General features: G+C 27.3%; 14 protein-coding genes. 5 read left to right on the forward strand and 9 right to left on the reverse strand.

Annotated elements, in window-relative coordinates:
• Positions 1-13: 13 nt before the first annotated feature.
• The 6 genes from nuoF to CRU93_RS09200 all read right to left on the reverse strand — a co-directional run bounded on the left by nuoF (position 14) and on the right by CRU93_RS09200 (position 5,544).
• Positions 14-1,258, reverse strand: a complete 1,245-nt coding sequence (nuoF, locus tag CRU93_RS09175; RefSeq protein WP_129103903.1) for an NADH-quinone oxidoreductase subunit NuoF — start codon at positions 1,256-1,258, stop codon at positions 14-16.
• A complete protein-coding gene (gene nuoE / locus CRU93_RS09180) occupies positions 1,236-1,733 on the reverse strand; it encodes an NAD(P)H-dependent oxidoreductase subunit E (protein WP_129103904.1) in 498 nt (165 codons plus the stop codon). Before nuoE ends, nuoF begins: the two co-directional genes overlap by 23 nt.
• Positions 1,733-3,364, reverse strand: coding sequence for an NADH-quinone oxidoreductase subunit D (locus CRU93_RS09185; protein WP_129103905.1), 1,632 nt, complete (start codon positions 3,362-3,364; stop codon positions 1,733-1,735). Before CRU93_RS09185 ends, nuoE begins: the two co-directional genes overlap by 1 nt.
• On the reverse strand, positions 3,357-3,875 hold the full coding sequence (locus tag CRU93_RS09190; protein WP_129103906.1) for an NADH-quinone oxidoreductase subunit B: 519 nt from the start codon (positions 3,873-3,875) through the stop codon (positions 3,357-3,359). Before CRU93_RS09190 ends, CRU93_RS09185 begins: the two co-directional genes overlap by 8 nt.
• Positions 3,866-4,228, reverse strand: a complete 363-nt coding sequence (locus tag CRU93_RS09195; RefSeq protein ID WP_129103907.1) for an NADH-quinone oxidoreductase subunit A — start codon at positions 4,226-4,228, stop codon at positions 3,866-3,868. Before CRU93_RS09195 ends, CRU93_RS09190 begins: the two co-directional genes overlap by 10 nt.
• 149 nt (positions 4,229-4,377) lie before the next feature.
• Positions 4,378-5,544, reverse strand: coding sequence for a MalY/PatB family protein (locus tag CRU93_RS09200; protein ID WP_129103908.1), 1,167 nt, complete (start codon positions 5,542-5,544; stop codon positions 4,378-4,380).
• A 74-nt stretch (positions 5,545-5,618) separates the two neighbouring features.
• On the opposite strand from CRU93_RS09200, the gene CRU93_RS09205 reads away from it, so the two are divergent.
• A complete protein-coding gene (locus CRU93_RS09205) occupies positions 5,619-7,433 on the forward strand; it encodes a menaquinone biosynthesis decarboxylase (protein ID WP_129103909.1) in 1,815 nt (604 codons plus the stop codon).
• A gap of 18 nt (positions 7,434-7,451) precedes the next feature.
• On the opposite strand, the gene CRU93_RS09210 is transcribed toward CRU93_RS09205, so the two are convergent.
• From CRU93_RS09210 to CRU93_RS09220, 3 genes are read right to left on the reverse strand one after another with little or no spacing between them, the layout of a single operon-like run.
• Positions 7,452-8,444, reverse strand: a complete 993-nt coding sequence (locus tag CRU93_RS09210; RefSeq protein WP_129103910.1) for an ABC transporter ATP-binding protein — start codon at positions 8,442-8,444, stop codon at positions 7,452-7,454.
• A gap of 3 nt (positions 8,445-8,447) precedes the next feature.
• A complete protein-coding gene (locus CRU93_RS09215) occupies positions 8,448-10,052 on the reverse strand; it encodes an iron ABC transporter permease (protein WP_129103911.1) in 1,605 nt (534 codons plus the stop codon).
• A gap of 3 nt (positions 10,053-10,055) precedes the next feature.
• Positions 10,056-11,063, reverse strand: coding sequence for a Fe(3+) ABC transporter substrate-binding protein (locus CRU93_RS09220; protein WP_129103912.1), 1,008 nt, complete (start codon positions 11,061-11,063; stop codon positions 10,056-10,058).
• A gap of 149 nt (positions 11,064-11,212) precedes the next feature.
• Between CRU93_RS09220 and CRU93_RS09225 the strand changes: the two genes are divergently transcribed.
• Genes CRU93_RS09225 through CRU93_RS09240 form a run of 4 tightly spaced genes read left to right on the forward strand, consistent with a single transcriptional unit; the run spans position 11,213 to position 13,866 of the window.
• Positions 11,213-11,482, forward strand: coding sequence for a hypothetical protein (locus CRU93_RS09225; protein WP_129103913.1), 270 nt, complete (start codon positions 11,213-11,215; stop codon positions 11,480-11,482).
• The gene (locus CRU93_RS09230; RefSeq protein ID WP_129103914.1) at positions 11,466-12,035 is read left to right on the forward strand and encodes an aminodeoxychorismate/anthranilate synthase component II; all 570 of its coding nucleotides are present in this window, start codon (positions 11,466-11,468) and stop codon (positions 12,033-12,035) included. Before CRU93_RS09225 ends, CRU93_RS09230 begins: the two co-directional genes overlap by 17 nt.
• Positions 12,032-13,231, forward strand: a complete 1,200-nt coding sequence (locus CRU93_RS09235) for a hypothetical protein (protein ID WP_258238879.1) — start codon at positions 12,032-12,034, stop codon at positions 13,229-13,231. Before CRU93_RS09230 ends, CRU93_RS09235 begins: the two co-directional genes overlap by 4 nt.
• On the forward strand, positions 13,228-13,866 hold the full coding sequence (locus CRU93_RS09240; RefSeq protein WP_129103915.1) for a type II secretion system protein: 639 nt from the start codon (positions 13,228-13,230) through the stop codon (positions 13,864-13,866). Before CRU93_RS09235 ends, CRU93_RS09240 begins: the two co-directional genes overlap by 4 nt.
• Positions 13,867-14,060 lie beyond the last annotated feature (194 nt).

Raw genomic sequence — 14,060 nt, forward strand, 5'->3', positions numbered from 1 at the left:
CTCCTTGAGTTAGTTATTTAATTTCTTTGATAAATTCATCTTCGAATTTAATAAGAATACTTTTTATGATGTCTTTTACAGCGGGTGCAAAAACACAGATTGTCTTACCATTCATTGTGTCACATACTTCCAAAATTGTATCTAAATCTTTTTTTGTACCTTCGCCAGCTAATACTTTTGCAAGTATTTTATCTATCCAACCACAACCCTCTCTACATGGTGTACATTGACCACATGATTCATGATGATAAAATTCAATTAGGTTTTTTGCAACATCTACCATATTCATACTATCATCAATAATCATCATACCACCAGTTCCAAGTGTTGAACCTATATCCCACATTGATTCATAATCCAGTACTGCTTTTTCAACTTCTTGAGCAGTTAAAATAGGGCATGAAGATCCTCCAGGGATTACAGCTTTCAATTTCTTTCCATCTTGCATCCCACCACCAATTTGATTAATTACATCAATCATTTTGTTACCAAATGCTAATTCATAAACTCCAGGGTTTTTAACTGGACCACTCATAGCAAAAAGCATTGTTCCTGGTGATTTTTCAGTTCCATAAGCAGTGTATGCTTCATATCCATTTTCAACAATAAAAGGTACAGTTGCTATAGTTTCAACATTATTAACAGTTGCAGGATTACCAAAGAACCATTCACTCTCTTTTTGGTGTGGTTTTAATCTTGGATGTCCTCTTTTACCTTCTAAAGACTCAATTAATGCAGATTTTTCACCACAAATATATGCTCCACCACCTCGGTGAACAGTTATATCCATTCTATAATCATGACCCATGACTTTTGGACCAATTATTCCTGCTTCATATGCTTCATCGATTGCTTCATTTAGTCTATCAATAAACCATTTATATTCACCTCTTACATAGATATAAGCATCATGGGCATTAATCGCATAAGAAGAGCAAATAATTCCTTCTATTAATAGGTGTGGGTCATATTGAAATATTTGTCTATCTTTAAATGTTCCTGGTTCAGATTCATCACCATTTACAATTAAATATGCAGGTCGTGGATCATCTTTTGGCATTAATTTCCATTTTGGTCCACAAGCAGCACCACCACCACCTTTTCCTCTTAATCCTGATTTTGTAACTTCTTCTGTAACATCATCTGGTTTCATAGAAAAAAGTTTTTCTATTGAAGTGTATCTTCCATTAGCTTTTGCTACTTCTAATTTATGTGAATTAGGAATATCGAAATTTTTACTTACTACTTTTACTAGCATCTCTACACTCCTTAATTACTTTTTCTAATGACTCAACACTTTGGTTTTCATGATATTCTCCATTAAGTGCAAACATAGGAGCACCTCCACAAGCACCCATACATTCAACTTCACTAAAATGAAATAATCCATCTTCGCTTGTTTGTCCTGGTTCTATACCAATTGTATCTTTTATGAATTTTTTTAAATCTCTACTTCCCATTACCATACATGAAAGTGTTTTACACAATTCGATATGATAAGTACCAATTGGTTTTAAATTAAACATTGTATAAAATGTTGCAAATTCATAAACTTCAATTGGAGCTTTATTTAATTTGTCTGCTACAAAAACCATTGCATCTGGGCTTACCCATCCTTCTTGTTCTTGTACTAACCATAAAGCTGGAAGCATCATAGAATCACTATTTGGATATTTTTTTATTTGTTCTTGAAACTTTGCTTCGTTTTCAGGTGTATATTTAAATTTACTCATTATCTATCAAACTCCCCTGCAATAAAGTTCATACTTGCCATTGTAACAATTGCATCTGCTAGCATTCCACCTTCTACAATTTTTGAATATGCTCCAAGTGAATAGAAACATGGTGGTCTACATTTTACTTTGTATGGAGTTCCTGAACCATCACTTGTTATATGAAATCCTAATTCACCATTTGCAGCTTCAGTGTATCCATAATATTCACCTTTTGGAACTTTAATTCCCTCAAAAGTTAATTTAAATTGATTCATTAATCCTTCAATATTTCCGTATACATCTTTTTTTGCAGGTAAAAATACACCTTGATCATCTACATTTAAAGGACCATCTGGTAATTCTTTCATAGCTTGTTTTATTATTCTTATTGATTGTCTTATCTCTTCAAATTTAACCATTATTCTGTCATAAACATCTCCATGAGAACCTACAACTACATCAAATTCAAAATTTTCATATCCATAATATGGTGCATTTTTTCTTAAATCAAATGCAACTCCAGCAGCTCTTAGGTTTGGTCCAGTAATTCCTGCACTAATTGCAAAATCTTCTTTAATTACTCCAACATCTTGAGTTCTATCTAAGAAAATTTTATTATGCTCAACTAAAGATAAGGCATCTTTGATACCTTTTTCTACATCTTTTATAACTTCATCTAGATCTTGTTCAAAACCGTCATATAAGTCAAATTCTAATCCACCAATTCTAGTATATGAGTTTGTTAGTCTTGCTCCTGTTAGTTTTGATAATAAATCATATGTTTTATCTCTTGGTGTAAATAGATACCAAAAGTTTGTTAATCCACCTAAATCAACCATATTTGCAGCATTACAAACTAAATGGTCTATTATTCTACTTAGTTCTCCAATAATAATTCTTAACATTTTAGCTCTTGGAGTTATATCTATTCCTAACATATCTTCAACTGTTTTTGAGTAACCAATATTGTTTAAAATTGCACTACAGTAGTTTAATCTATCAGTATATGGGATTACTTGTGAATACGTATGTGTTTCACATGATTTTTCAAATCCCCTATGCAAATATCCAACTTCAGTTACACATGCTTTAATTGATTCACCTTCCATAGCCATAAAGTTTCTAATAGTACCATGACTTGCAGGGTGAGATGGACCAACATTTAAAAACATTAAATCATCATGATCTTCTTTTGAATAACCATATGATTCTAATAATGGAGTCATCTCATCCATTAAATCTTCAGTTTCTGTACATAATTGTCTTTTTGTAACTGGATAATCTTTTCTTAATGGATGACCGTTAAATTGATGATGATTTAAAACTCTTTTCAAATTAGGATGACCATTGAAAATAATTCCATATTGGTCATATGTTTCTCTTTCTGCCCAGTTTGCACTGTAATACATATCACTAATAGAATCAACAGTTAAACTAACATCATCAACAAAAGCTTTTACTGTGATGAATTTTTTGAAAGTATAATCTCTTAAAATATATACAACTGCAAATCTTGATGCAGTTGCATCTGGATAGTTTAAATAATCAATAGCAGTAATATCTAATAAAAGTGTATATCCATCATTTTTTAATTTTGCAATTGTATTTCTTATCTCATTTGCATTTATTAAAAGTTCGTTTTTATGCATCTAAAATTCCTTTGTAGTGCCTTTTTGCTCTATCTTCTAAAACAGATTCTCCTTGAGCTTTTTGTTGAACTCTCATTACTGCATCTAGTACTGCTTCAGGTCTTGGTGGACATCCTGATACATATTCATCAACTGGAATTATTTCGTCAATTCCTTGAACAGTAGTATAGTTGTCATAAAAACCACCAGAACATGCACATGCACCCATTGAAATAACCCATTTAGGTTCACACATTTGATCATATATTTTTTTCAAAATTGGCGCTTGCTTATATGTAATTGTTCCTGCTACAATCATTAAATCAGCTTGTCTTGGTGAAAATCTTACAACTTCTGCACCAAATCTAGACAAATCATATTTAGCACCAACTACAGACATGAACTCAATACCACAACATGCAGTACCAAAAACCATTGGCCATAAAGAGTATGATCTTCCCCAGTTAACTGCATGATCTAATTTCGTAGTGATTATTGAATCACCAAATGAAGATTCTGCTCCTAATCCCATGATAACGCCTTTTTCTTATAAATATAAATTAATCCTGCAAATAATAATGCCATAAACATAAACATCTCTGCTAGTCCTAAATATCCTAGTTCTCTAATATTAACTGCCCAAGGGAACATGAAAATAATTTCAACATCGAAAATTACAAAAAGGATTGCTACAAGATAGAATTTGATAGAAAATCTTAGATTTGTTGTACCAATAGGTTTTGTTACCCCACTTTCGTACACTGTATTTTTTTGTTTGTCATCTTTATTACTTGGGCCTAAGTATCTAGTTAATACAAAAACTGATACTAAGACTAAACCCATAATAACAAAGACACTTGCTGATAAAAGTAGTTCTGTTGACATATTAATTTATCCCGTATTATTTTTTATGTAACGATTGTACAATATTTTAATGCCACAACAAAGTCATTACATAATTATTTTGCATATTATTTATAATAGTGAGAAAAATTGTAATACTTTAAAATAACATTTTTTTTAACTTAAATTAATCAATTAAACTCATAATTTAATAGTTCTAATGATTCCAATAATTCATCATTTGGAAGAGCAATATTTAACCTAAAATACTTTTTACCTTCCTTACCAAAAGTTATCCCATCATTTAGGACTAATTTACAATTATTCAGTAGCCTTTTTTGTATATTTTCATGTGTATCTATAACTTCTGAAAAGTTAAGCCAAATCAGGTATGTTGCTTCAGGTGAATTAAACTTTATCTTTAAGTTACTTTTTTCTACGTACTGTTCTAAAGTTAATATATTATTTTTTAAGTAATTTAGTAACATCTCTAACCACTCTTCACCTTTATTATATGCTGAAGCAATTGATTCAATCCCAAAAATGTTTATTGAACCAATATGTCTTTTTTCTAATATTTTATCAATATGTTTTTTTATTGTGTCATTTTTTGTAATAATATAAGAACTTTTTAATCCTGCAATATTAAAAGTTTTACTTGGAGAGTTTAAAAGTACAATATTATCATGATATTTTTTATCAAGATGTAAAATTGAAGTAAATTTTTTAAATACCAAATCAGAATGTATCTCATCACTAATTATTATAATATTATTTTCATAACATATTTTTGCTAATTCTTCTAACTCTTCTTTATTCCAAACTCTTCCTACAGGATTATGAGGAGAACATAAAATAAGAAGTTTTGTCTTATTTGTTATTTTCTTTTTTAAATCATCAAAATCTATAGTATAGTAATCATTTTTATTTTTTAATTCATTTAATATAAGTTTTCTGTTGTTGTTCTTTACTACAGAAAAAAATGGAAAATATACAGGAGTTTGTATAATTACTTCATCATCTTCTTGACTTAATGCTTCAATACAAGCGCTAAGTGCTGTTACGACACCAGTTGTGTATGATATATCAGATTCTTCAATGCATGAGATATTGTGTCTTCTTTTATACCAAGATATAATACTATTAGAAGTTTTACTTGTTATTATTGGATACCCAAGTATTTGTTTATCAAAACTTTTTTTTAAATCATCCAATATAAAATCAGGAGTTTTGAAATCCATATCAGCAACCCAAAGTGGTTTTGCATCTTCAACATTAAATAATTTTTTTAATCCATCATATTTAACGCAGTCTGTATTTTTTCTATTAACGTGTTCGTCAAAATTATAAATATTCATATTTCCTCTATTATAAACTAAATTTTATTGATATAATGATATAAAAATAAAATTAATTAAAAATAAGGTTCTTTATGGAAAAAGCAATTGCATTGTTAAAAAAGCATAATTTATTAAAGATTATTGATGAAGAATTAGATATATATTTAGAAATTCCTCATATTGCATATATAGAGGTAAAAAAAGAAGATTCTAAAGCAATACTCTTTACTAATCCAATTGATAAAAAAAGTGGTAAAAAGTTTGATATACCAGTTTTAATGAATGTATTTGGTTCTAAAAAAGCTGTAGAATTATTTATAGGAGAATCAGACAAAATAGGAAAAGAGATTGAATCTTTATTAAAAATGAAGCCACCAGTTACATTTAGTGAAAAACTTTCAACTTTTGGAAAATTATTTGCTTTAAAAAACACAATTCCAAAAAAATTAAAAGGAAAAGGTGAGTGCCAAGAAGTTATAAAGTTAGGTGATGATGCCAAATTATCTGATTTACCTATATTAACTACATGGGAAGAAGATGGTGGTCCTTTCATTACAATGGGACAAGTTTATACAACTTCACTTAATGGAGAGATGAAGAACTTAGGAATGTATAGATTACAAGTTTATGATGATAACACTTTGGGAATGCATTGGCAAATACATAAAGATTCGAATCACTTTTTTCATGAATATAAAAAAGCAGGTAAAAAAATGCCAGTATCAATAGGTATTGGTGGAGATCCAATGTATATTTGGTGTGGGCAAGCACCTTTACCAATTGGAGTTTTTGAATTAATGTTATATGGATTTGTAAAAAATAAAAATGCTCAACTTGTTAAATCAATTACAAATGATATTTATGTACCTAAAGATAATGATTTTATAATTGAAGGATTTGTAGATACAAGTAAGATGAAAATCGAAGGACCATTTGGTGATCATACTGGATATTATACATTAGAAGAAGAGTATCCATTTTTAGAAGTGAGTGCAATTACACATAAGAAAAAACCTACTTATTTGGCAACTGTTGTTGGTAAACCACCTTTAGAAGATAAATATATGGGATTTGCAACAGAAAGAATATTTCTTCCACTTTTAAAAACAACTGCTCCTGATTTAATTGATTACTATATGCCAGAAAATGGAGTATTTCATAACTTAATTATTGCAAAAATAAAAACACTTTATCCAGGACATGCAAGTCAAATGATGCATGCTTTTTGGGGAGTAGGGCAAATGAGTTTTGTAAAACATGCAATATTTGTAAATGAAGATGCACCTGAATTAACAAATCATGATGAGATTGTTCAATACATTTTAAATAGAATTGATATTGAGGAGATGTTAGTTTCAAGAGGTGTAGTTGATGCACTTGATCACTCTAGCCCTAAATTTGCAGTGGGTGGTAAGTTAGGTCTTGATTGTACAGGTGAAGAGATTAATGATTTAGGAATTACTTTATTAAGTGATGATGAATTACTAGAAAAGATGCAAAAAATTACTAATGAGGTAAAAAATTTAAAGCAGTATTATACAAATACAAAAAATCCAATAACTGTTATTGCAGTTGATAAAACAAGAAATCAAAAACATCTATTTGAAGATTTGAAACCCTTATATGAATATATTAAAATATTAATTATTATTGATGATGCAAATCAAAATGATGTTGAAAACCCTTATATGTTAGTTTGGAGAGTTGTAAATAATATTGATTCTAATAGAGATTTATATATTGACTCAAACACAGTGTGTCTTGATGGAACAAATAAAAATAATCTTGATAACTTTAAAAGAAGATGGCCTGGAGATGTAGATTGTACAAAAGAGGTTATTGAATCTTTAAAGCAAAGAGGAATTATTGATATTGATGAAGAGTTTCAAAAAAAATATCAATTATAAATAAGAGTAGATTTACTCTTATTTATTTATTATTTTTATATCATTTTTATTTATATGTATATATGCAATATCTAAGATATTAATATCTTGAACATCATTCATTTTTACAATTAATGTTTTATTATTAAAATCTATTAACTCAATAACAAGTTCATAATAATCACCACAAAAAGAAATGTCAATTATTTTTACTCTTATTTGACTTTTTTCTAAACTAACAATTGATTTGTCAATTTTTATAATTGCAACTTGAGAATCATCAATATCAATTTCTAATTTTTTAACAAGTTTATTTGGAAGCTGATTTATTTCACATAAGAAATTAGCAACATATAAATTATTAGGATTATTAAAAATAGTTTTTGCCGTGTCAAATTGTAGTAATTTTTTGTCATTTATTACACCAATTTTATCTGAAATTGTTAGTGCTTCTTTTTTATCATGAGTTACGAGAATAGCACTTAAATTAAGTTCTTTTATAAGTGTTTTTAGCCAAATTTTAGTTTTATATCTTAGCATTGCATCTAAGTTTGAGAAAGGCTCATCAAGAAGCAATATTTTAGGATTATTTGCTAAAGCTCTTGCTATTGCAACTCTTTGTTGCTGTCCACCAGATAATTGATGTATCTGTTTTGTTTTGTGCTCAACTAAATTGAATTGTTCTAATAACTCATCAACTCTTTTAATTTTTTCTTTTTTTGGTAGCTTATAAAGTGCAAAGGCGATATTTTCAGAAACATTTAGATGAGGGAATAATGCATAATCTTGGAAAATATATCCAACTTCTCTATCTTTTACATAAATATCTTTAGATGAAACGCACTCATCTCCAATACAAATATTTCCTTCATGTTCTTTTTGTAAACCTGCAATTGATCTTAATATGGTTGTTTTTCCACATCCACTTGAACCAAGAATTGTAACTATTTCACCTGGTTTTACATCAAAAGAGATATCTTCTAATATTTTTGTATTTCCAAATGAAACTCCAAATTTTTCTATACTTACCATAAATTATGCCTTATTTATATTTTTTGCTAATAATAAAACAGAAATCATTCCAATAATTAAAATAAACATTGATGGAACAGCTGATTCTGCAAGTTGAGATTGTTTTGTTAACTCCAAGGCCATAATTGATAAAGTATCATAATTAAATGGTCTTAAAATCATTGTTAAAGGTAATTCTTTAATAACTTCTATAAAAATAATAATAAAAGCAGAAAATGCAGAAGTTTTAATTAAAGGTGCAAATATTGTAAAGAAAGTTCTTTTTTCATCAACATCTAAAACTTTTGCTGCATCATCATATGTTTGAGGTATTCTTGTGAAACCTGCTTCAAAGTTATTAATTCCTACTGCTAAAAATCTAACACAATATCCAAATACAACTGCTATTATTGTTCCACTAATAATATATGAAGAAGTGAAAATATCAATTACATATTTATCAATTATTGCAAAAAATGAAAGAATTCCAACAGCAATAACTGCACCTGGAATAGAATATCCTAATTTTACAACTTGTGTTAAAAATGATGATGTTTTATCTTTATTTTTTCTTACATTATAAACAAATAAAAGTGCCATTGAAGTTATGATTGTTGCACTAACAATTGCAAGTATTAGTGTTTGATAAAGTACTTGTATAAAATCATCATCAATTATTTCTTTATAAGTTATTGCAAACCAATATATTAATTGTGTTACTGGAAGTAAAAAGCCAAAGAAAAATGGAATAAAGCATATTAAAATTGCAATGAAGGCTTTAAATCCAGTTAATTTTGTTTTTTCTATTGGCTTAAAATCTTTCCCTGAACTTTTAAATACTTTATTTCTTCTTTGAATTCTTTCTAATACAATTAGTAAAAAAACAAATGACATTAAAATACTTGCAAGTTTTGCAGCATCATCCACACTTCCCATACCATACCAAGTTTTAAAAATCCCAGTTACAAAAGTATTTACTCCAAAAAAGTCCATTACTCCAAAATCAGAAACAGCTTCCATAACAGCAAGTGTAACACCTGCTATTATTGCAGGTCTACAAATAGGAAGGATTACTTTTATTAATATTTGCCATGAAGATAGATTGAATGTTTTTGCTGCATCAATAATTGAAGCAGATTCGAAACTTAGATAGCTTTTGCAGATTAAATATACATATGGATAAAGAACAAATGACATTACTAAAATTGCACCTTGTATAGACATGATGTCATAAAAAGGAACTTCAGTGATATTTTTCCCAATTAAATGTAATATAAATTGAGTTACAGTTCCTGCTACGTTAAACATTCCTCCATATATAAAAGCAATAATATATGTAGGAATAGCAAAAGGCAAAATTAAAGCGTAGTGAAAAAATCTAGAAAATCTAAATGTAAAAAGTGAAGTTAAATATGCAGTTGAGAAACCAAGAAGTGTTGTTAACACTGCAACTCCAACCATAATATATAAAGAGTTAGTAGCATAAGTAAAAAGTAGATTATCTTTTATATGCTGCCAATTATCGCTATGTCCTATAAATAAATACAAAAATATTATAATTGCAGGAGCAGAAATAAGTAGTGTAAGAATAACACTACTTAATTTTACTTTTGAAAAATTGTTTTTCAATTATTATTTCCATCCAGCAATATCAAAAGCCATAACTGCTTGTTTATTATATTTTCCTAATTCATCAAGTGAAATATTATCAGGTGTAAATGTTCCCCACGCTTTTGCTATATCTGTATTTTGCACGCCTTTTAAAACTGGATATTCAAAGTTTTCTTGAGTAAATATTTTTTGTGCTTCTTTTGAAGTTAAAAATTCAATAAATTTAATTGCATTTTCTTTGTGAGGTGCATATTTTGCAACTGCTGCACCACTAATATTTATGTGTGTTCCTCCATTTTCAAATTTAGGGAAAAAAACTTTGATTTTTCTTACTGATTCAGCTTGAGACAAATCATTGTTTCCGGCCATTTTACCAATATAATAAGTATTAACTAAAGCAACTGAACCAATTCCATTAGCAATTGCTTTAACTTGGTATGTATCATCTCCTTTTGGTGAACTAGCTAAATTTTCAACTACACCTTTTGCCCATTTTATTGCATAATCTTTTCCATGATGTGCAATCATTGCTGCCATTAAAGATTGGTTATAGATACTATTTGAAGATCTAACCATTAGTTTACCTTTAAATTTAGGATCTGCTAAATCTTCGTAAGTTGATAGTTTATCTTTCATTCCTGAACCAATTCTATATGCAGTAACTCTTGATCTAATTGTTACACCAAACCATTCATTGTCTTTATCTCTTAAATTTGCTGGAATATTTTTTATTAAATAATCAGAATGAATAGGTTGTAATATTCCTTCTTTTTTAGCTTGATATAATCTTCCTGCATCAACTGTAATTAATACATCTGCTGGTGATTTTTTACCTTCAGTTTCTATTCTTTTAATTAATGCACTAGCTTTTGCTTTTACTACATTTACTTTTATACCAGTTTTTTTTTCAAACATTTTAAATAATTTTTTATCTGTATCATAATGTCTGTGTGAGTATACATTTACTTCGCCACTTGCAAATAGTGAAGAAGCTAATATTACTGCACCTAATGCAAAATTTTTTATCATTTATCTTCCTTTATTGATAATAGTTATTGGAATTATAATTTTTTCAAGCTTTTATTCTTCTGAATAGTAATAACTATTATCAAATAATTAACTCTTTATCCAAATTTATTTTTTATTTGATATAATATTGTTTTATTTTAAGGTTATATATGAAAATTATATTTGAAGCGACAATTAAAGAGAATGGATTAGGTGGATGGTTTATCCAGCTTAAAGATACCGTAGATGGGCGAATTGAAAACTGCAATAATTTAGAAGAATTTTCTACAACAATTGAAAAAATGGGTCAAGATTACGGTGGTAATATTGATGAAGTAAAGTGGATTGTCGATGAAAATGTTTCTGCAGAACATTTAACAGAGGTAAAAATACAAATGGCAAAATACCATAAGGAACTATTCAATGATTCTAATGATTGATAATTATGATTCTTTTACATATAATATTGTTCAGTATTGTAAAGAATTAGGAGCAAATTTAAAAGTAATAAGAAATGATGAATTAACTTTAAAAGAGATTGAAGATTTAAATCCTGAAAAAATTATATTATCTCCTGGACCTGCAACACCTGATGATGCAGGGGTATGTTTAGATGTTATAAAAAACTTTGCAGGAAAAACTCCAATTTTTGGTATATGTTTAGGACATCAAAGTATAGCGCAGGCATTTGGAGCAAAAGTTATAAAAGCACCAAATATGATGCATGGAAAGACTTCAAAAATTAAAGTTTCAAATGATTCTTTACTTTTTAATAATATACCAAATGAATTTACGCAAACTAGATATCATTCTTTAACAGTAGATAAAAATACATTAAATGATAATATTATACCAACTTCTTTTAGTTTAGATGATAATGAAATAATGTCTTTAGAGATAAAAGATAAACAATTATATGGAGTTCAATTTCATCCAGAATCAATAATGAGTGAATATGGTTATGAGATGATTGATAATTTCTTAAAGTCATGATGATACAAAGCAAAAATCAATACAATAAAATTATTTATTTTACTTTAGCTATTACTACAATAGTATTGATTTTTGTTTCAAATACTCTTAGTATTTCATATAAAGAAGCACTTAACTTTTTTTATAATAATTCATTACTCTCAATATTAACAAATATTTCTACTACAATTTTTGGTGAAAATGATATTGCACTAAGATTACCCTTTTTATTTTTTTATTTTTTTAGTGTTGTATTAATTTATATTAATACAAAGGATTACTTTAAATACCAAATAGATAGAGCAATTTCAACAATTATATTTATGTTTTTACCAGGAGTATTAAGTGCATCATTATTAGTAAATAGTGCGATAGTAGTTACATTTTGTACTTTGTTATATATATATTATTATCAAAAAACAGGTAAACATAATTACTTTTTTTTAATTGTATATCTGTTTGTTGATAACTCTTTTGCAATATTCTTTCTTGCAATATTTTTCCATTCAATTAGAAAAAAAGATAACCTTATGATATATGTAAGTTTAATATTATTTGGATTATCTATGGGAATTTATGGTTTTGAAAGTAGTGGAAAACCAAAAGGTTTTTTTCTTGATACTTTTGCTATTTATGCTTCAATTTTTTCTCCTTTTTTATTCTTATATTTTTTCTATTCAATTTATAGATTAGGTGTAAAAAATGAAAGAAGTTTTATTTGGTATATAAGTGTAACTGCATTGATTTTTTCAATGATTTTTTCATTTAGACAACAAGTATATATAGAAAATTATGCTCCTTTTGTAGTAATTTCTATTCCTTTAATGGTAAAACTATTTTTTCATTCATATAGAGTTAGATTAAAAGAGTTTAGAAAAGTACATAATTTCTTTGCAATTTTGGTTTTAATTACTCTTTTATTAAATATTACAATTACCATATTTAATAAACCACTATATTTAGTATTAAATAATCCTAAAAAACATTTTGTTTATAAGTATCACGTCGTAAAAGAGTTAAGTAAGGAACTAAAAAAACAACATATCAATTATGTTACTTCAAGTGATGAAAAATTACTTTTGAGATTAAAATTTTATAAAATATATAAAGGAAAAAAATATTATATAAGTTTAAATAAATTAAATGATTATAATTTTGTTTTTCCAATTAAATATTTTGGTGTGAATGTAGCAACAGCCTATGTGAAAAAAATATGAGAAAATCTTTTTCTTTACTAGAACTAATTTTTGCAATTATAATAATATCAATAACCATCTTCTCTTTTAATTTAAATAAAACATCTGAACTTAAAATAAAAAAAATTGATTTAGCCACAAATAGATTACTTCTTTATTTAAAACAAAGTAGGTATCAAGCTTTGATTGATGATAAATACTATTTAGAAAATAAAAAATGGTATAAGCAAAGATGGACACTAAAATTCTTTAACTGCAGAAATCATAAAGGTATATATTATGTATTATATTCTGACAAAAATCAGAGTGGACATCCTAAAAAATCTGAATCAATGAAAGATCCTTTAACAAATAAGTATATTTATAGTAGTAATAAGTGTGAAAAAAATAGTGATAGTTCAAAGTATGTTTTATTAACTAAAGAATTTGATATTAATAAAGTAGATATAAGTTGTAAAATGGATGCTTCATTAGGAAAAATATCCTTTGGCTCTGATGGTAAGGTATATAAAAAACTTAGTAATAACACAAATGAAAGTAATAAATATGAAATTAATAGAGTTTGTATAATTAAATTAATAGATAAAAATAAAAATATAAGAGAATTATTGCTTCAACCAAATGGAGGATATATAGGTAAAAGAAAAATCGAATAAATAAAAAGCAAAAAAAGGCAATAAAAAGCGGAGAAAATCAATAAAAAAAGAATAAGAAAGAGAAGGGAAAGAGGGAGAGTATAAAGAATTAAAAAATTTAAGTTAATATTAAGGTGTAAGTGTTGACAAAAGTAAAAAAAGATACTATAATTCCCGTCCAAATTCGCTGAGGCCGAAAGGAATAAGTGAGAGTT

Origin of the sequence: Arcobacter sp. CECT 8985, from assembly GCF_004116495.1 — a bacterium.
Taxonomy (GTDB): Bacteria; Campylobacterota; Campylobacteria; order Campylobacterales; family Arcobacteraceae; genus Malaciobacter.

Bases quoted from the DNA above. Each gene is read 5' to 3' on its own strand.
- nuoF (WP_129103903.1), bottom strand. From the start codon at position 1,258: ATGCTAGTAAAAGTAGTAAGTAAAAATTTCGATATTCCTAATTCACAT.
- nuoE (WP_129103904.1), bottom strand. From the start codon at position 1,733: ATGAGTAAATTTAAATATACACCTGAAAACGAAGCAAAGTTTCAAGAA.
- CRU93_RS09185 (WP_129103905.1), bottom strand. From the start codon at position 3,364: ATGCATAAAAACGAACTTTTAATAAATGCAAATGAGATAAGAAATACA.
- CRU93_RS09190 (WP_129103906.1), bottom strand. From the start codon at position 3,875: ATGGGATTAGGAGCAGAATCTTCATTTGGTGATTCAATAATCACTACG.
- CRU93_RS09195 (WP_129103907.1), bottom strand. From the start codon at position 4,228: ATGTCAACAGAACTACTTTTATCAGCAAGTGTCTTTGTTATTATGGGT.
- CRU93_RS09200 (WP_129103908.1), bottom strand. From the start codon at position 5,544: ATGAATATTTATAATTTTGACGAACACGTTAATAGAAAAAATACAGAC.
- CRU93_RS09205 (WP_129103909.1), top strand. From the start codon at position 5,619: ATGGAAAAAGCAATTGCATTGTTAAAAAAGCATAATTTATTAAAGATT.
- CRU93_RS09210 (WP_129103910.1), bottom strand. From the start codon at position 8,444: ATGGTAAGTATAGAAAAATTTGGAGTTTCATTTGGAAATACAAAAATA.
- CRU93_RS09220 (WP_129103912.1), bottom strand. From the start codon at position 11,063: ATGATAAAAAATTTTGCATTAGGTGCAGTAATATTAGCTTCTTCACTA.
- CRU93_RS09225 (WP_129103913.1), top strand. From the start codon at position 11,213: ATGAAAATTATATTTGAAGCGACAATTAAAGAGAATGGATTAGGTGGA.
- CRU93_RS09230 (WP_129103914.1), top strand. From the start codon at position 11,466: ATGATTCTAATGATTGATAATTATGATTCTTTTACATATAATATTGTT.
- CRU93_RS09235 (WP_258238879.1), top strand. From the start codon at position 12,032: ATGATGATACAAAGCAAAAATCAATACAATAAAATTATTTATTTTACT.
- CRU93_RS09240 (WP_129103915.1), top strand. From the start codon at position 13,228: ATGAGAAAATCTTTTTCTTTACTAGAACTAATTTTTGCAATTATAATA.